14 protein-coding genes are annotated in these 16,886 nt (G+C 71.2%); 12 read left to right on the forward strand and 2 right to left on the reverse strand.

All coding sequences use genetic code 11. The features are described from left to right. Positions 1-30 precede the first annotated feature (30 nt). The 12 genes from lspA (at position 31) to ASF35_RS09340 (ending at position 15,215) form a co-directional block, all read left to right on the forward strand. Positions 31-606: a signal peptidase II gene (gene lspA, locus ASF35_RS09285; RefSeq protein WP_055966494.1), complete on the forward strand. Its 576-nt coding sequence runs from the start codon at positions 31-33 to the stop codon at positions 604-606. Beyond that, complete coding sequence (locus ASF35_RS09290) at positions 603-1,556, forward strand: RluA family pseudouridine synthase (RefSeq protein WP_055965779.1); 954 nt, start codon at positions 603-605, stop codon at positions 1,554-1,556. The genes lspA and ASF35_RS09290 overlap by 4 nt, the downstream gene beginning before the upstream one ends. A gap of 12 nt (positions 1,557-1,568) precedes the next feature. Next, complete coding sequence (locus ASF35_RS09295) at positions 1,569-2,117, forward strand: YbaK/EbsC family protein (RefSeq protein ID WP_055965781.1); 549 nt, start codon at positions 1,569-1,571, stop codon at positions 2,115-2,117. Positions 2,118-2,163: 46 nt separating this feature from the next. After that, a complete protein-coding gene (locus tag ASF35_RS09300; protein WP_055965783.1) occupies positions 2,164-3,390 on the forward strand; it encodes a pyridoxal phosphate-dependent aminotransferase in 1,227 nt (408 codons plus the stop codon). Positions 3,391-3,415: 25 nt separating this feature from the next. Beyond that, a complete protein-coding gene (locus ASF35_RS09305) occupies positions 3,416-4,417 on the forward strand; it encodes an OmpA family protein (protein WP_156367993.1) in 1,002 nt (333 codons plus the stop codon). After that, complete coding sequence (locus tag ASF35_RS09310) at positions 4,417-4,875, forward strand: hypothetical protein (RefSeq protein ID WP_055965786.1); 459 nt, start codon at positions 4,417-4,419, stop codon at positions 4,873-4,875. The genes ASF35_RS09305 and ASF35_RS09310 overlap by 1 nt, the downstream gene beginning before the upstream one ends. A gap of 122 nt (positions 4,876-4,997) precedes the next feature. Beyond that, on the forward strand, positions 4,998-5,984 hold the full coding sequence (locus ASF35_RS09315; protein WP_055966499.1) for an ATP-binding cassette domain-containing protein: 987 nt from the start codon (positions 4,998-5,000) through the stop codon (positions 5,982-5,984). Further along, positions 5,981-6,784, forward strand: coding sequence for an ABC transporter permease (locus tag ASF35_RS09320; protein WP_055965787.1), 804 nt, complete (start codon positions 5,981-5,983; stop codon positions 6,782-6,784). The genes ASF35_RS09315 and ASF35_RS09320 overlap by 4 nt, the downstream gene beginning before the upstream one ends. Positions 6,785-6,921: 137 nt before the next feature. After that, positions 6,922-8,223 carry a hypothetical protein gene (locus tag ASF35_RS09325; RefSeq protein WP_055965788.1) on the forward strand — a complete coding sequence of 434 codons (1,302 nt, stop codon included), beginning with the start codon at positions 6,922-6,924 and terminating at the stop codon, positions 8,221-8,223. Then, positions 8,220-10,994, forward strand: coding sequence for a YncE family protein (locus ASF35_RS09330; protein ID WP_055965790.1), 2,775 nt, complete (start codon positions 8,220-8,222; stop codon positions 10,992-10,994). The genes ASF35_RS09325 and ASF35_RS09330 overlap by 4 nt, the downstream gene beginning before the upstream one ends. Positions 10,995-11,133: 139 nt before the next feature. After that, positions 11,134-14,688, forward strand: coding sequence for a DNA polymerase III subunit alpha (gene dnaE / locus ASF35_RS09335; RefSeq protein WP_055965792.1), 3,555 nt, complete (start codon positions 11,134-11,136; stop codon positions 14,686-14,688). Continuing rightward, positions 14,685-15,215, forward strand: coding sequence for a hypothetical protein (locus ASF35_RS09340; RefSeq protein WP_055965794.1), 531 nt, complete (start codon positions 14,685-14,687; stop codon positions 15,213-15,215). The genes dnaE and ASF35_RS09340 overlap by 4 nt, the downstream gene beginning before the upstream one ends. Here ASF35_RS09340 and ybaK read toward each other — a convergent pair. Together ybaK and ASF35_RS09350 are read right to left on the reverse strand one after the other, a co-directional pair. Next, entirely contained in the window at positions 15,181-15,669 is a 489-nt protein-coding gene (gene ybaK, locus ASF35_RS09345) for a Cys-tRNA(Pro) deacylase (protein WP_055965795.1), read from the reverse strand. The two genes, ASF35_RS09340 and ybaK, sit on opposite strands and share 35 nt — an antisense overlap. After that, positions 15,647-16,846, reverse strand: coding sequence for a benzoate/H(+) symporter BenE family transporter (locus tag ASF35_RS09350; protein WP_082495416.1), 1,200 nt, complete (start codon positions 16,844-16,846; stop codon positions 15,647-15,649). Before ASF35_RS09350 ends, ybaK begins: the two co-directional genes overlap by 23 nt. Positions 16,847-16,886 lie beyond the last annotated feature (40 nt).

The following is a 16,886-nucleotide window of genomic DNA, read 5'->3' on the forward strand; positions in this document are numbered from 1 at the left end:
GTGGTGGCACGTGGGACGATGACCCACGACATGCCTGAATCCTCCGACGCGGTCCCCGAGTCCTCCGACGCGACGCCCAAGCCCTCCAGCGCCGTGCCCGCGACCCGCCGCCGGGTCCTCCCGCTGTTCCTCGCCGCCGTGGCGGTCGCCTGGGTCGTCGACCAGGTCACCAAGGTCCTGGCCGTCGAGCGGCTGGCCGACCGAGACGAGCCGATCCGGCTCCTGCCCGACGTCCTCGAGCTGACCTTCCTGCGCAACCCCGGTGCCGCCTTCGGCATGGGCGCGTCCATGACGGTCGTCCTCAGCATCGTGTCGGTCGTGGTGTGCGTCGTGGTGGTGCGCATGGCCGCCCGCCTCCGCGACCGGGTCTGGACCGTGGGCCTCGTGCTGCTGCTGGCCGGTGCGCTCGGCAACCTCACCGACCGCATCCTCCGCGAGCCCGGCCCCTTCCGTGGCCACGTGGTCGACTTCATCGACTACGGCGGGTTCTTCGTGGGCAACGTGGCCGACATCTACCTCACCGTCGCCGCGGTCCTCGTCGTCGTGCGCACCTGGCAGGGCGTCGGCCTCGACGGCGCACGCACCGACCCGAAGGAGCGCGCGTGAGCGACACCGACCACGGCCAGCACCCCAGCCAGCACCGCGTGATCTCCGTGCCCGAGGGCCTCGCAGGTGAGCGCGTCGACACGGCGCTCGCGCGTCTGCTGGGTCTCTCGCGCACCCGGGCGAGCGAGCTCGTGGCCGACGGGCTCGTGCTCCTCGACGGCCAGGTGCCCCAGAAGTCCGAGCGCGTCGAGCCCGGCGCCATGCTCGAGGCCACCATCCCGGCTCCGCGCACCGCCACCGTCGTGGCCGAGGTCGTGGAGGGCATGAGCATCGTCTTCCAGGACGACGACATCGTCGTCGTCGACAAGCCGGTCGGCGTGGCTGCACACCCCAGCGTCGGCTGGGAGGGCCCGACCGTGGTCGGGCACCTCGCGGGTGCGGGCGTGCGGATCTCGACGTCGGGCGCACCGGAGCGGCAGGGCATCGTGCAGCGGCTCGACGTCGGCACGAGCGGGCTCATGACGATCGCCAAGTCCGAGCGGGCCTACACGGTGCTCAAGCAGGCGTTCCGCGACCGGACCGTCGAGAAGACCTACCACGCGCTCGTGCAGGGCCACCCCGACCCGCACACCGGCACCATCGACGCCCCCATCGCGCGTCACCCCCGGCACGACTTCAAGTTCACGGTGCGCGCGGACGGCCGTCCGAGCATCACCCACTACGACACGCTCGAGGCGCACCGCTTCGCCTCGCTCCTGACGATCAAGCTCGAGACCGGTCGCACCCACCAGATCCGCGTGCACATGAGCGCGCTGCACCACCCGTGCGTCGGTGACCTGCAGTACGGCGCCGATCCGACGCTCGCCGCCCGGGTCGGCCTGGACCGCCAGTGGCTGCACGCCAAGCACCTCGGATTCGTCCACCCCACGACGGGGGAGCGCGTCGACTTCGAGAGCCCCTACCCCGCGGACCTCGCGCAGGCCCTCGACGTCGTCCGCAGTGCTGACTGACGAGCGCCGCCGATGAGGTACTGGCTCGCGGGAGCCCTCGAGGCGAGGCCGCTGGCCGACGAACCCGACCTGGCCGGCCCGTCGGTGGTGGCCGCCCTGGCCGCGGCCGGTCTCGACCGCGAGGTCGGCGTGGTGGCGATCGATCCCGCGCTGTCGGACACCGCCGCCAACCAGGAGGCGTACGGCGTGCCGCCGGAGGCGCTCGCGAACTGCGTGGTGGTGGGCGGACGTCGTGACGGGCAGGAGCGGGTCGCCGCGTGCGTCGTCCTGGCGTCCACCCGCGCCGACGTGAACGGCGTGGTCAAGCGCGTGCTCGACGTGCGCAAGGCGTCGTTCCTGCCCCACGAGGACGCGGTCGAGCGCACCGGGATGGAGCACGGAGGCATCACCCCTTTCGGCCTGCCGGACGGCTGGCGGGTGCTCGTCGACGCCGCCGTCGTCGCGCAGCCGGTGCTCGTCATGGGTTCGGGTGTCCGGGCGTCCAAGCTGCTCCTGGACGGCTCGGTCCTGGCCCGTGTGCCGGGGGTCGAGGTCGTCGACGGCCTCGGTCGCCGCGCCTGAGCCACGTCGTGGCCGGGGAGCCCGACCGGTCTGGGAAGATGAGCGCATGTCCAGCCAGCGCGTGCGCCAGTCCGAGAAGCTGAGGGATGTCCTCTACGACATCCGCGGACCCGTCAGTGCCCGTGCCGCCGCCCTCGAGGCCGAGGGCCACCGCATCCTCAAGCTGAACATCGGCAACCCCCAGCCCTTCGGCTTCGACGCACCCGCCGAGATCCTCCAGGACGTCATCGCCGCCCTGCCCGGCTCGGCCGGCTACTCCGACTCCCGCGGCATCCAGTCCGCTCGTCGGGCGGTCGTGCACCACTACCAGCTCGTCGACGACTTCCCGGCGATCGACATCGACGACGTGTGGATCGGCAACGGGGTCTCCGAGCTCATCCAGATGGCGTTGCAGGCGCTGCTGGACAACGGCGACGAGGTCCTCATCCCGATCCCCGACTACCCGTTGTGGACCGCGGTCACGAACCTGGCCGGAGGGACGCCGGTCCACTACCGCTGCGACGAGCAGAACGAGTGGAACCCCGACCTCGAGGACCTCGAGTCCAAGATCACCGACCGCACGAAGGTGATCGTCGTCATCAACCCCAACAACCCGACGGGTGCGGTCTACTCGCGGGAGACGCTCGCGGGCATCGCCGACCTCGCCCGCCGGCACGGCCTGGTCCTCATGGCCGACGAGATCTACGACAAGATCCTCTACGACGACGCCCAGCACCACTCCCTGGCCGGGATCGCCCCCGACGTGCTCACCCTCACCTTCAACGGCCTGTCGAAGGCGTACCGGGTGTGCGGCTACCGGGCGGCGTGGCTCGTGGTCACCGGGCCGCTGGAGGGCGCTCGCGACTACCTCGAGGGCATCACCCTCCTGGCGTCGATGCGGCTGTGCCCGAACGTGCCTGCGCAGAACGCGATCCAGGTGGCGCTCGGCGGCTACCAGAGCATCAAGGACCTGGTGCTCCCCGGTGGGCGCCTGGTCGAGCAGCGCGACACGGCCGTCGCGGAGCTGGAGAAGATCCCCGGCGTCTCCGTCGTGCGGCCCAAGGGTGCGCTCTACGTGTTCCCGAGGCTCGACCCCGAGGTGCACCCCATCAAGGACGACCAGCAGCTCGTCCTCGACCTGCTGCTGGCCGAGAAGATCCTGCTCACGCAGGGCACCGGGTTCAACTGGCCCGAGCCCGACCACCTGCGCATCGTCACGCTGCCCTGGGCCGCGGACCTCAGCGACGCGATCCAGCGACTCGGGAACTTCCTCAGCAGCTATCGACAGGACTGACGGGGTGGACCCCGGGACACGCACGATGGCGACGTGGGCGGTGGCCGGCGCGCTGGTCGTCGTGGTGGTGAGCGGTGCGGTCGTCGGCACCCGCGACGTCGGCCGGGCGCTCACGCCCCAGGTCGAGCAGGCCGTGCGGTCGACGGCTCCCGACCAGGTCGGCGTCGAGGTCACGGGTCGCGAGGTCCGCATCGACCCGTGGTCGGCGTCGGACGCGGTGGTGCAGCGGACCGTCGACGCCGTCGAGGACGTGCCAGGGGTGCGCTCGGTGGAGGTGCGTCCGATCGACGTGGGCACGTCGCCGCGGCCGACGTCGACCGCGGAGGACATCGACCTCGCCCTCGAGGTGTCGCCCACCGGGGTGGCGTTCTCCAGCGCGGTCCCCAGCAAGGCCCTGGCCGACGAGATCGGTCGGCGGGTGGCCAGGGTGCGCGGAGTGCCGGTGGCGGTCGACCTGGCCGTGGACACCACGCTCGCGAGGCCGCGCTGGTGGCCGGCGCTCGGTGCGGTGCTCGACGACACCGCCCAGGTCGACGACCTGCGACTGACGATCCGCGACGGCGTGCTCGAGGTCGAGGGGACGACGGCGGCCCCGACGACGCGGGCCCGGGTCGCGGCCGCCCTGGAGGAGCAGCAGGCGGTCGACGACGTGCGGGTCTCGCTCACGGCCGGGGCCACGCGTCTCGGTCGGCGGCAGGCCCAGGTCCTCGAGGGCACACGGATCACCTTCGGGATCGGGAGCGACGTGCTCGGCCCACGAGGTCGCGCCGACCTGGACCGCGTCGCCGCGGTGATGGCCCGCACGGACGTCTCGCTCGACGTGCTCGGTCACGCCGGGCCCGCCGACCCCGAGCGGGGTGACTCGCTCGCCGCCGACCGGGCGGCCGTGGTGCGTGCCTACCTCGTGGCGCGTGGCGTCCCGGCCGGTCGCCTCGTCTCCACCGCGATCGGCTCGGGCGACGATCGAGGCATCGACCCCTGGTCGGCGCTGTACCGTCGGGTCGACTTCCGAGTGGAGGAACGCTGATGTCCGTGTACACCGCAGGCGAGATCGTCGTGTGGCTGGTGCTCGCCGCCGCTCTCGGCGTCGCGCTGGGCTGGCTGCTCGGCTCGCGCCGGCGCGCCGCTCCCGGCACCGGGACGGGGTCGACCACGTCGGCCGACCGCTGGACCGTCCCCGGTCCCGAGACGCGGTACGGCTCGTCGGACCCGGTCCGGCCGCGGCCGGCCGCCCAGGCCGCCCAGCCGGCTCAGGAGCCGGAACGTCCCGCCCCGGGCTCGGTGGGCCCCTTCCGCGGCTCGGCCCTGCCCGGACCCGGGGGTGGGTCGCCCGGCCCCGGCTACGAGGTGAAGGCGAACGTCGACTCCCTGACCTACTACCTCCCCGGGTCGCCGGCGCACGCCCGCGTGACCGCGGACGTATGGTTCAAGGACGCCGAGGCGGCGCGCACGGCGGGCTTCCGCCCACCGCCCTCGCAGGGCTGACCGGTCCGTGGGGCCAGGTGCTCCGCGATCCGCGACCTTCGGCTGATGCGTTCTGTCCGTGGCTCACGGCATGATCGTCCCAGCGGTCTTCCAGTTCGGAGGACCACCAGGAAGGTGTGCTCATGGCCGACATGATCCGGGCGACCGGTCTCGTCAAGCGCTACAAGGGGGTCGAGGCGCTCTCGGGGCTCGACCTCGCGGTGCCGGAGGGCACCGTCCTCGGCCTCCTCGGGCCGAACGGTGCCGGCAAGACCACGGCGGTCCGCATCCTCGCCACCCTGCTGAAGGCCGACGGCGGCACGGCCGAGGTCGCGGGCATCGACGTCGCGAAGGACCCCGACGGGGTCAAGGCCCGCATCGGGCTCTCGGGGCAGTACGCCGCGGTCGACGAGTACCTCACCGGCTTCGAGAACCTCGACATGATCGGCCGGCTCTACGGACTCGGGCGCTCCGCGTCGCGGACCCGGGCACGTGAGCTGCTCGAGCGCTTCGACCTCGCGGAGGCGGGGGACCGGCCCTCCAAGACCTACTCCGGCGGCATGCGACGTCGGCTCGACCTCGCGGGCGCCCTCGTCGCCGCGCCGCCGGTGCTCATCCTCGACGAGCCCACCACCGGGCTCGACGTGCGGGCCCGCCAGCAGATGTGGGGCGTCATCCAGGAGCTGGTCGACTCCGGCGCCACCCTGCTGCTGACCACGCAGTACCTGGAGGAGGCCGACCTGCTGGCCGACGACATCGTGGTGATCGACTCCGGTCGCGCCATCGCGAGGGGCACCGCCGACGAGCTCAAGTCCCGTACCGGCGGCGAGCGTGTCGAGATCGTGGTCGCCGACCCCGCCCACCGTGACACCGCCGCCAGGATCCTGGCCGGCGTCGCCATCGGCGACGTCCAGGTCGACGCCAACGGCCGCGGGGTGGCCGCACCCGTCACCGACGGCGCCCGGCAGCTGGCGGTGGTCCTGCAGGGCCTGCAGGACGAGCACGTCGCCGTGGTCGACATCGGGCTGCGGCGGCCGACGCTCGACGACGTGTTCCTCAGCCTGACCGGGCACGCCGCCGAGCGCGAGTCCGCCACCGAGACCGACGAGCAGGAAGAGGCATCCGCATGAGCGCCGCCCGGGTCGCGAGCGACGGCTGGGTCGTCGCCAAGCGCAACGTCATCAAGATCAAGCGAGTCCCCGAGATCCTGGTCTTCGTCCTGATCTCGCCCATCATGTTCGTGCTGCTGTTCGCCTTCGTCTTCGGCAACGCCATCGACGCGGGGGAGGGCCTCAACTACCGCGAGTTCCTCATCGGCGGCATCTTCGCCCAGACCGTGGTGTTCGGTGCCACCTTCACCGGGGCCGGCCTGGCCGAGGACATGCAGAAGGGCATCATCGACCGCTTCCGCTCGCTGCCCATGTCCAGCTCGGCGGTGCTGGTGGGGCGGACGACGTCGGACATCATCTACAACGTCCTCTCGCTGATCATCATGGCGCTCACCGGGCTGCTGGTGGGCTGGCGGGCGCGCGAGGGTGTCCTCGACATGCTCGCGGGCTTCCTCCTGCTGCTGCTGTTCGCCTACGCCGTCAGCTGGATCATGGGCTACATCGGCCTGCTGGTGCCCAGCGTCGAGGTCATCAACAACGCCTCGTTCATCGTCATCATGCCGCTGACGTTCGTCTCCAACGCGTTCGTGCCCACGGAGAGCTTCAACTCCTTCCTGCGGCCGTTCGTGGAGTGGAACCCGGTCTCGGCCGTCACCCAGGCGTGCCGCGAGCTGTTCGGCAACACCAGCGCCTCGGTGCCCGTGCCCGACGCCTGGTCGATGCAGCACCCGGTGCTGTACACGCTCATCTGGGTGGTGCTGATCCTCGCCGTCTTCGTCCCCCTCTCGATCCGCCAGTACAACATCGCCGGCTCCCGCTGACGGCCACTGCTCGCACGGGCAGCCCGCCCCGAGGTGGGCGTCCGGCCGACGTCGCGCGGATCCTGCCGATGTGGCCCGGGCCGGGTTCGTCGGCGGTTACCATCGGTCGGCACGTCACCACCACGTCGGGGAGAAGCATGAACGCGTTGGATCGTCGGACCCTCCTGCTCGGATCGGCGGGGCTCCTGGTCGCGTCGTGCTCCTCCGGGGGCTCCTCGCCCGGCACGGAGGCGACGAAGGGCCCGAAGATCCACCGCCCGAACGCCGGGAACGCGGTCACCCAGGACGACGTCGCCGCGCTGCGCGACCAGCTGAACACCGCCTTCGGCACGGGCGACGTCGAGAAGCTCCTGCAGGTGATCAAGGGGGACGACTACTCCCTCGACGACGTGCGTGCGCGCTGGAGCCGGCGCTTCGAGAACTTCGGCCGGCTCGGCTTCATCGACGGCGAGTGGTACGTGGGCGTGCCGGGCGGGCGCACCCGCAACGGTGCCGGCGGCATCGTCGAGTACGACGGCGACCTCGTCTTCGCCCACCAGGTCCGCGGCGCCGACGGCCAGCAGGTGGTCGAGACCTACCGGGCCAGCTTCCGCAAGGCGGACGAGAAGTCCCCGCTGGAGCTGCTGAGGATCGGCGAGCCGGAGGAGAGCTACGACCCGTCCTTCTGGGACGTCGCCGACATCGACGCGATCGAGACCAAGCACACCTACCTCGCCTTCCGCTCGAAGGACGCGGCCACCGCCAAGCGCATCTCCGGCACGATCGAGGCCGGCGCCAAGCGCGCCTTCGACCTGATGCCACGGCCGAAGGGCGTCGACAAGATCTTCTACGCGCTCACCTGGCCGAAGATCGACGGGAAGCTGTGGGGCGGCGTGGCCGTGGGCGACGCGGACGCCCACGCCTACTACCACCCGTTCCTGGACCCCGAGGAGCTCGCCAAGGGCCAGAAGAAGACGACCTCGGCGAAGGGACTGCCCAAGGGCACCGGCCGGGTCGGCATGCACCAGTCGTCGCTGACCCGCTCCGACTTCGAGGGCGTGGCCTGCCACGAGGCGGTGCACGTGCTGGCGAACCAGTGGATCACGCCCGGCGCCAAGGCCACCTGGGCCGCCGAGGGGCTGGCCACGTGGGCCGACAACGGGACTTCGGGGCTGCTGGGCCGGGACGGCGGCCGGATCCGCGGACACTTCGGCCGGTTCGTCGACATCGCCGCCAAGGGCGCCGAGGGGTTCTACGACAAGAACCAGGAGGTCCGGTACAACAACTACGTCTCCGCCGCGGCCGTCTTCGCCTACCTCGAGTCCGAGCGTGGCCGCTCGTCGGTGTTCGACCAGGCCGAGTACTACTACGGCAACCCCGGCCAGGAGGGCTTCGAGGGCAAGCTCGACGGGCGCACCCGCGACCTGTTCGACGACACGAGGAAGTGGCTGAACGCATGACGAGGCTCGGGGGATACCGCTGGACCGTCCGACGGACGTGGGTGGGCCTGGCGTGCAGCGCGCTGCTGCTGGCCGGGTGCACCGGCGGTGAGGACGAGGAGAAGAAGGCCTCGCTCCCGCTGCCCGACAAGCCGCCCGCCGCGGCCGGGCCGGCCACGGGTCCCGCCCTCGAGGCGAAGGCGCTGTTCGCCGCGGCCGACGACCTCGAGGAGCAGGTCGGATCGCTCGACACCGCGCTCGTCGAGCGTCGCTCCGGTGCGTTCATCAGCGGGTCCACCGCGGTCGGCTACTCCGTCGACGACATCTCCGGCTACGACCTGGAGTCCGGCGACCAGCTCTGGACCGCGAAGCTCGACCTCAAGGGCGGCTCGGTCTGCTTCGTGTCCCAGCCGGACCGGGCCGTGAAGCGGTTCACGGTGGTCTACGGCGACGGCACGTACTGCGCGTCCGTCGCGACCGTCCGCGTGGCCGACGGCAAGGTCCTCTCGAACATGGCCGAGCAGGACCTGGGGGCGACCTTCGAGGGCGAACCGGCGGGTGGAGCGTTCGAGAACCTCCTCACCGTCGACGGCAAGGACTACCTCATCGACATGCGCGGGGTCGTGTGGCGCGCGACCGCGAAGGAGCCCGAGCCCATCGCCCGGCTGAAGGACGACTCCTACTTCGACCTCTTCCCGTCCGCCGACGGGACGCTGCTCGTCGGGTCGCGCCTGAGTGACCCCGAGTGCAACGTCGACGCCTACGAGCTGCCCTCGTTCGAGCCGGTCTGGACCACCCCGGGCGCCACCGCCTTCCCGGACCAGGGGGCCGACTGCGTGGTCTCGCTCTCGCCGGGGGACCCGACCTGGGCCATGCAGCAGATCGGCTCGACGTACCACATGACCAAGCTCGACCCTGCGAGCGGCAAGCCCCTCGGCAGCGCCGAGGCGCCCACCTCGCCGCCGGAGAAGCCGCTGGAGGAGGGCACGTTCGACCTCGCGAGCGCCGCCAACCAGTTCGACCGCTCCCTCGCCGTCGGGAAGAAGGGCGAGATGATCTTCGCCCAGGCCCGTGGGCTGTCGCGCTACTCCCTGGAGACGAAGAAGCAGACGTGGGAGCTCGACCTGACGCAGCTGGAGCAGGCGTCCGACGAGCGGTTCCCGCTGCGGACCGTGCTGCCCCAGGGCCTCACCGCCGACGGGTACCTCGTGGCCACCGTCAGCAACGACACGACCACCGAGGTCATCGCCGTCGACGCCGCCAAGGGGACCCTCGTCGGCCGGTGGCCCCTGCCGGAGGAGTACGCGAACGGCTTCCAGGTGGAGCCCGGAGCGACCCTCTACGAGGACGGGCTCGTGCTCACCCGCAACTTCGAGTCCTGGCAGCGGACCTTCGACGGCGTCGGCGAGCTCGAGGCACCGGAGGGCGACCTCTTCGACATCGGGGTCTTCACGTTCCCCGAGCCCGGCGAGGAGGTCGCACCGCAGGACCGTCCCGTGCCCACCGCCGGCCCGATCGACGTCGACGCCGAGCCGCTGGCCTCCATCGAGGCCGACGACCCCGACGCCACGTCGTCCGTCGGCGCCGTCTACACCGGCTCCGCGGTCGTCACCTACGTGGGCAACCGCCTGCAGGCCTACGACACGAAGGGCAAGAAGACCTGGAAAGGCACCCTCGGCGACGACCCCGAGGCCCGGGTGTGCGCGGCGTCCGACCCCGACCGCAAGGCCACCTCGATCCTGCTCTCGTACCGCGAGGGCGACCGCTGCACGGGACTGATGAGGGTCGGCTCGGGCAAGGGCAAGCAGGTCGAGGTCGACGTGCCGGCGGCCAAGAAGTCCGTCGGGCGGATCGTCACTCACGACGGCACCGACTTCGTGATCGCCGAGGACGACACGATCAACCGCGTCGACGGCGACCGGCTCGTGGAGGTCGCCGACCTCGGGCTCACGCCGTACTACTGGCAGCGCACCCCGGAGGACCCGTCGCTCGTCGTCGTCTCCGCGAAGGACGCCAAGGGTGGTGACTGGACCGTGCAGGCCTTCCGGGCCCCGACGTTCGAGAAGGTCTGGTCCGCCAAGGCGTCCGCCCTGTTCGGCAAGAAGCCCGACGCCGACAACACCGTCTCCCCGTTCAGCGGGAACGGACTCTGGGTCGGCGTGACGTTCGGCACCTACACGGGCCCGGAGTCGAAGCTGTCGGACTCCCTCGTGAAGCTCGACCCGGCCACGGGCAAGGTCGTCGCCAAGACCGGCACGAAGGAGCGGGCGTACGGCGAGCCCGACCTCACGAAGCTCGACCTGACGAGCGCCGTCGTGGGTGGCTACGCCTCGGTCGGCTTCGAGGACGGGTCGGTGGTGATGACGCAGAACGGCGGCATCGTCCGGTACTCCCTCGAGGACGACGAGATGCTCTGGACCGTCGACACCTCCTCGATCGAGACCTCGATGGAGAAGGCACGCCGCGGCACCTACCTGACGGAGGACTTGCAGCTCACCGACGGTGGGCGCTCGGTGCTCGTCACGTTGTCGAACGAGGTGAGCACCGAGCTCATGACGATCGACGCGAAGAGCGGGAAGATCACCGGTCGGTGGAAGCTCGGGGCCGACGCCCGCAACGGGCTGCAGGTCTCGCCCGACGTGACCCCGTGGAAGGGCGGCGTGGCCCTCACCCGCAACGACTACTCGTGGTCGTCGACGTACGGACCGGACGCCCCGAACGACCCGCCGAAGGGACCGGTGCTCGACGTGGGCCTGTTCGCCCTCGACAAGCCCGCCGCCCCCAAGGACTGATCGTGCCCGGGCCGCCTCGGCGGCCCGGGCGGCCCGCGTGCCTCGGCCGATGCGTCGGGAGGGTCACGTAGGCTGAGGTCCTTCCCCTCCTCCGCCCCTCGGGGCCGTCCGTCCGCCATGTCTGGAGGCGCATCACCCGATGCCGAGCGACTCGTCCTTCGTGCACCTGCACAACCACACGGAGTACTCGATGCTCGACGGTCACGCGTTGCTCGACGGCATGTTCGAGCGCACCGCGTCGCTCGGGATGCCGGCCATCGCGATGACCGACCACGGCAACGTGCACGGCGCCTACGACTTCTGGTCCAAGGCCCGGTCGCACGGCGTCAAGCCGATCATCGGGCTCGAGGCCTACCTGACGCCGGGCACCCACCGCAGCGAGCGGCGCAAGGTCAAGTGGGGCCGTGGTGTCAGCGGTGACGAGGAGGAGGGCGGCAAGGACGTCGCCGGTGGTGGCGCCTACACGCACATGACCATGCTCGCCTCCACCACGGAGGGCATGCACAACCTGTTCCGGCTGTCGTCGCTGTCCAGCCTGGAGGGCTACTACTACAAGCCGCGCGCCGATCGCGACCTCCTGCAGCGCTACGGCACGGGGCTCATCGCCACCACGGGGTGTCCGTCGGGCGAGGTGCAGACGCGGCTCCGCCTCGGTCAGTACGACGAGGCGGTCCAGGCCGCCGCCGACTTCCAGGACATCTTCGGCAAGGGCAACTTCTTCCTCGAGCTGATGGACCACGGCATCCCCATCGAGAAGGAGGTCCGCGACGACCTCCTGCGGCTGGGCAAGCAGCTGGGCCTGCCGCCCGTCGCGACCAACGACTGCCACTACACGCACCCCGAGGACGCCGCCGCGCACGACGCGCTCATCTGCGTCGCGTCGGGCAAGTCCGTCGCCGATCCCAAGCGGCTCAAGTTCGACGGCGGCGGCTACTACGTGAAGTCCGCGGCCGAGATGCGCGAGCTGTGGGAGGACCGCTTCGACATGAAGGAGGCGTGCGACAACACGCTCCTCATCGCCGAGCGCTGCGACGTGGAGTTCACCGAGTCCAACGGCGGCTACATGGCCCGGGCCGACGTGCCGGCGGGCGAGACCGAGGAGAGCTGGTTCGTCCAGGAGGTCTGGCGCGGCATCGAGTCCCGCTACCCGGGCGACGCCCTCACCCAGGCCGTGCGCGACCGGGTCGAGATGGAGCTCGAGGTCATCAAGACCAAGGGGTACTGCGGCTACTACCTCGTGGTCGCCGACTTCATCAACTGGTCGAAGGACAACGGCATCCGCGTCGGTCCCGGCCGTGGCTCGGGCGCCGGCTCGATCGCCGCGTACGCGCTGCGCATCACCGACCTCTGCCCCCTCACGCACGGCCTCATCTTCGAGCGGTTCCTCAACCCCGAGCGTCCGTCGATGCCCGACTTCGACATCGACTTCGACGAGCGTCGTCGCAGCGAGGTCATCCGCTACGTCAGCGACAAGTACGGCAACGACCGCGTGGCCTACATCGCCACCTTCGGCCGGCTCAAGGCCAAGGCCGCCATCAAGGACGCCAACCGCGTGCTCGACTACCCGTTCAACATGGGCGAGCGGATCACCAAGGCGCTGCCGGCCGACATCATGGGCAAGGGCGTGCCCCTCAAGCAGCTGTTCGACCCCCAGCACAAGCGCTACAACGACGGCAAGGAGTTCCGCGACCTCCACGAGAGCGACGCCGAGGTCCGCAAGATCTACGACACGGCGCTCGGGCTCGAGGGCCAGATCCGCAACTGGGGCGTGCACGCCGCCGGCGTGATCATGAGCAGCGAGCCGCTCATCGACATCGTGCCGATCATGCGGCGCGAGCAGGACGGCGCGATCATCACGCAGTTCGACTACCCGATGTGCGAGGCGCTCGGGCTGGTCAAGATGGACTTCCTGGGGCTGCGCAACCTCACCGTCCTCGACGACGCGCTCATCAACATCAGGGCCAACCGCGGCGAGGAGGTCGTGCTCGAGGACCTGACCTTCGACGACCCGGCCACCTACGACCTGCTGTCGCGGGGCGACACGCTCGGCGTGTTCCAGCTCGACGGTGGTCCCATGCGTGCCCTGCTGCGCAGCATGCGTCCGGACAAGTTCGAGGACATCTCGGCCGTGGGCGCGCTCTACCGTCCCGGCCCGATGGGTGCGGACTCGCACAACAAGTACGCCCGGCGCAAGAACGGTCGCGAGAGCATCGAGCCCATCCACCCCGAGCTGGAGGAGCCGCTCAAGGACGTCCTGGGGGAGACCTACGGCCTCATCGTCTACCAGGAGCAGGTGATGGAGATCGCCCAGGTGCTGGCGGGCTTCAGCCTCGGCCAGGCCGACAACCTGCGGCGTGCCATGGGCAAGAAGAAGAAGGAGGAGCTCGACAAGCAGTACGCCGGGTTCCAGGCCGGCATGCTCGAGCGGGGCTACTCCCAGCCGGCCATCACGGCGCTGTGGGAGATCCTGCTGCCCTTCTCCGACTACGCCTTCAACAAGGCGCACTCGGCCGCCTACGGCGTCATCTCCTACTGGACGGCCTACCTCAAGGCCAACTACCCGGCCGAGTACATGGCGGCGCTGCTCACCAGCACCCGCGGCGACAAGGACAAGTCGGCCATCTACCTCGCCGAGTGCCGACGGCTCGGCATCCAGGTCCTGCCGCCCGACGTCAACGACTCGGTCTCCAACTTCGCCTCCGTCGGGGAGGACATCCGATTCGGGCTCGGCGCGATCCGCAACGTCGGCGAGAACGTGGTGGCCGGGATCGTGGCCGGTCGCGAGGAGAACGGCCCCTACACCGACTTCACCGACTTCCTCGACAAGGTCCCCACCCACGTGTGCAACAAGCGCGTGCTCGACTCGCTCATCAAGGCCGGCGCCTTCGACTCCCTCGGCCACCGGCGGCGGGCGTTGACGACCATCGCCGAGGACGCCGTCGACCAGTACATCGACCTCAAGCGCAACGCCGCCATCGGCCAGGACTCCCTGTTCGGGGGCATGGACGACGCGTTCACCGGCGTCACGGTCGCGGTCCCGCAGATGCCTGAGTGGGAGAAGACCCAGCTGCTCGCGTTCGAGCGCGACATGCTGGGTCTGTACGTCTCCGACCACCCGCTCGCCGGTCTGGAGCACGTGCTCAAGGCCAGCAGCGACTGCTCGATCGGCGACCTCATCGCCGACGCCGAACGACCCGACGGCACCACCGTGCGCGTGTGCGGTCTCATCACGGCCGTGCAGCGCCGGCTCAGCAAGAAGGGCGACACGTGGGCCCTCGTGACCGTCGAGGACCTCGACGGCAGCGTCGACGTGATGGTCTTCCCCGGCGCCTACAACCTCGCTGCGCCGGTGCTGGTGCCCGACACCGTCGTGGTCGTCAAGGGTCGCCTGCGCCGCAAGGACGACAGCATCGAGCTGAACGCGCTCGAGGTGACGTTGCCGGCCATGGGCTCGGGCGGACAGTCCGACGCCCCCGTGGTCGTCACCCTGCCGGTGGCGCGGTGCACGAGCGACACGATCGGCAGGTTCAAGCAGGTGCTCGGCAACCACCCGGGCATGACCGAGGTGCACCTGCGCCTCGTCGGCACCGGCACCACCAAGGTCATGCGGCTCGACGACGGGCTGCGGGTCAAGCCGTCCTCGTCGCTCATCGCCGACCTCAAGGAGCTCCTGGGGCCACATTGTCTGGGGTGAGCGGGGGCCACGGTGCCCGCGGCGCGATCGGGCGAGCCGTGCTGGCGGTCCTCGTCCTGCTCCTGGTCTCGGTCGGCGCGGGTGCGCTGTGGATCGGGCTCTCCCGTCCGCCGGAGTGGCTCGTCACCGAGCAGGGGATCGTCCTCACCGAGGAGGCCTCCGGCCTGCAGGTCGGCGTCGAGCTGCTGTTCGTGGCGATCGGGGCCGCACTGAGCCTGGTGTGGGCGGTCGTGGTGGGCTTCGTGCTGCGTCGCCTCGGCTGGGTCCTGGCACCGATCGTCGTCGCCGGCACCCTCCTGGCGTCGGTCGTCACGTGGCGCGTGGGTCTCTGGCTGGGACCGGGCGACCCGGCGGCGACGACGGACCCGCAGATCGGCGACCTCATCCCGGCTCAGCCGGCGGTCGACGCCCTCGCCTCGTTCCTCGTGTGGCCGATCGCCGGTCTGCTCGGCCTGCTGCTCATCACGTGGGCCACCGGGCGTCGTTCCCGCGTCAGCGTGCCAGCGGACCCAGCGTCGCTGCGGTGAGCCGCACCAGGTCCGTCGGTGCCAGCTCGACCTCGAGCCCCCGTCGGCCCGCGGACACGTGCACGGTGTCCCAGTCCAGCACCGACGCGTCGATCGCCGTGCGGAGCCGACGTCGTTGGCCGAGCGGGGAGATGCCGCCCAGCACGTAGCCGGTGGCCTTCTCGGCGCGCTGCGGGTCGGCCATCTGGGCGCGCTTGTGCCCGAGGGCCGCCGCAAGGGCCTTGAGGTCGAGCTGGGCGGTCACGGGCACGACGCCCACGGCCAGCTCGCCGTCGACGTCCGCCAGGAGGGTCTTGAAGATCCGCGCCGGCTCCACGCCGAGGGCCTCGGCGGCCTCGAGCCCGTACGAGGTGGCACGCGGATCGTGCTCGTAGCGGTGCACGCGGTGCTCCACGCCGGCACGTCGCACGGCGGCCAGGGCCGGCGTGGCCTCAGGCTTCGTCGGTCTCGCCACGGGGCTCCTCCTCGTGCGGTGGCCGCTCGATGGTGGACCGGACCAGCAGGCCGACGACCAGCGCCCAGAACGCGGCCCCGACGCCGAGCAGCTGCAGCCCCGAGGCGGCGACCAGGAACGTGACCGCGGCGCTCGTCCGCCCGTGCGCGTCCTGCAGGGCCGCGACGATCGACGCGGCGAAGGTGGACAGCAGTGCGAGCCCGGCCACCGTCTCGACGATGCCGGCCGGCGCCTTCTCGGTGACGGCCACGAGGGCGCCCGAGGTGAACGCCAGGACCAGCGCGGTGAGCCCCGCGACGAACGCGGCCACCCACCGGCGGGACCGGTCACCGGCCTGCTCACCGGCGGCGAGCGCGGCCGAGATGGCGGCGAGGTTGATCGCGTGACCGCCGAAGACCGCAGCGACCCCGGTTCCCGCGCCGGTCGTCACCATCGAGGCGCGCCACGGGACGGTGTAGCCGAAGCTGCGCATCACCGCGACGCCCGGGATGTTCTGCGACGCCAGGGTCACGACGGTCAGCGGGAGCGCGATGCCGACGACGGACGCGACCGTGAGCACGGGTGCCGTGGGCTCGAGCCGGGGGAGCAGCGACGCGGCCTCCAGCGTGGTCCCCCTGTCGACGAGCGAGACGGCGATGACGACGAGGGCCGTGAGCAGGGCCAGCGGGACGGCCCACCGGGTCGCCCACCGGGTGCCCAGCAGCCATACGACGATCACCGGGCCGACCGCCCAGGGCGACGCCGCGAACGCCGTGAAGGGGGCGAGGCAGAGCTGGAGCAGCACGCCGGCGAGCATCGCCTGGGCCAGCGGGACGGGGATGGCAGCCGCCAGCCGGCCGAGCCACGGCACGAGGCCGGTCAGGGCCAGGAGCACGCCGGTGAGCACGAACGCACCCACGGCGGCGGGCCATCCGCCGGCCACGGGGCCGGTGCTCACCAGCAGGGCGGCACCCGGGGTCGACCAGGCCAGCGTGACCGGCAGCCGTGTCCACAGGGCGAGGCCCGACATGAGCAGTCCGAACGCCACGGTGAGGGCGAACAGCCCGCTCGCGGCCTCGTCGGGCGAGGCGCCGACGGCGCGCAGACCCGCCAGCACGACGGCGAACGAGGACGTGAAGCCGACGATCGCGGTCACGACGCCGGCCACGACGGGCTGCTGCAGGTCGCGTGGCGTCACGGGGCCCGATCCTAGGCGCAGGGGTGGTCCCTAGAATCGG

Origin of the sequence: Aeromicrobium sp. Leaf291 (assembly GCF_001423365.1) — a bacterium.
In the GTDB taxonomy this organism is placed as follows: domain Bacteria; phylum Actinomycetota; class Actinomycetes; order Propionibacteriales; family Nocardioidaceae; genus Aeromicrobium.

Bases quoted from the DNA above. Each gene is read 5' to 3' on its own strand.
- lspA (WP_055966494.1), top strand. From the start codon at position 31: ATGCCTGAATCCTCCGACGCGGTCCCCGAGTCCTCCGACGCGACGCCC.
- ASF35_RS09295 (WP_055965781.1), top strand. From the start codon at position 1,569: ATGAGGTACTGGCTCGCGGGAGCCCTCGAGGCGAGGCCGCTGGCCGAC.
- ASF35_RS09300 (WP_055965783.1), top strand. From the start codon at position 2,164: ATGTCCAGCCAGCGCGTGCGCCAGTCCGAGAAGCTGAGGGATGTCCTC.
- ASF35_RS09305 (WP_156367993.1), top strand. From the start codon at position 3,416: ATGGCGACGTGGGCGGTGGCCGGCGCGCTGGTCGTCGTGGTGGTGAGC.
- ASF35_RS09310 (WP_055965786.1), top strand. From the start codon at position 4,417: ATGTCCGTGTACACCGCAGGCGAGATCGTCGTGTGGCTGGTGCTCGCC.
- ASF35_RS09315 (WP_055966499.1), top strand. From the start codon at position 4,998: ATGGCCGACATGATCCGGGCGACCGGTCTCGTCAAGCGCTACAAGGGG.
- ASF35_RS09320 (WP_055965787.1), top strand. From the start codon at position 5,981: ATGAGCGCCGCCCGGGTCGCGAGCGACGGCTGGGTCGTCGCCAAGCGC.
- ASF35_RS09325 (WP_055965788.1), top strand. From the start codon at position 6,922: ATGAACGCGTTGGATCGTCGGACCCTCCTGCTCGGATCGGCGGGGCTC.
- ASF35_RS09330 (WP_055965790.1), top strand. From the start codon at position 8,220: ATGACGAGGCTCGGGGGATACCGCTGGACCGTCCGACGGACGTGGGTG.
- dnaE (WP_055965792.1), top strand. From the start codon at position 11,134: ATGCCGAGCGACTCGTCCTTCGTGCACCTGCACAACCACACGGAGTAC.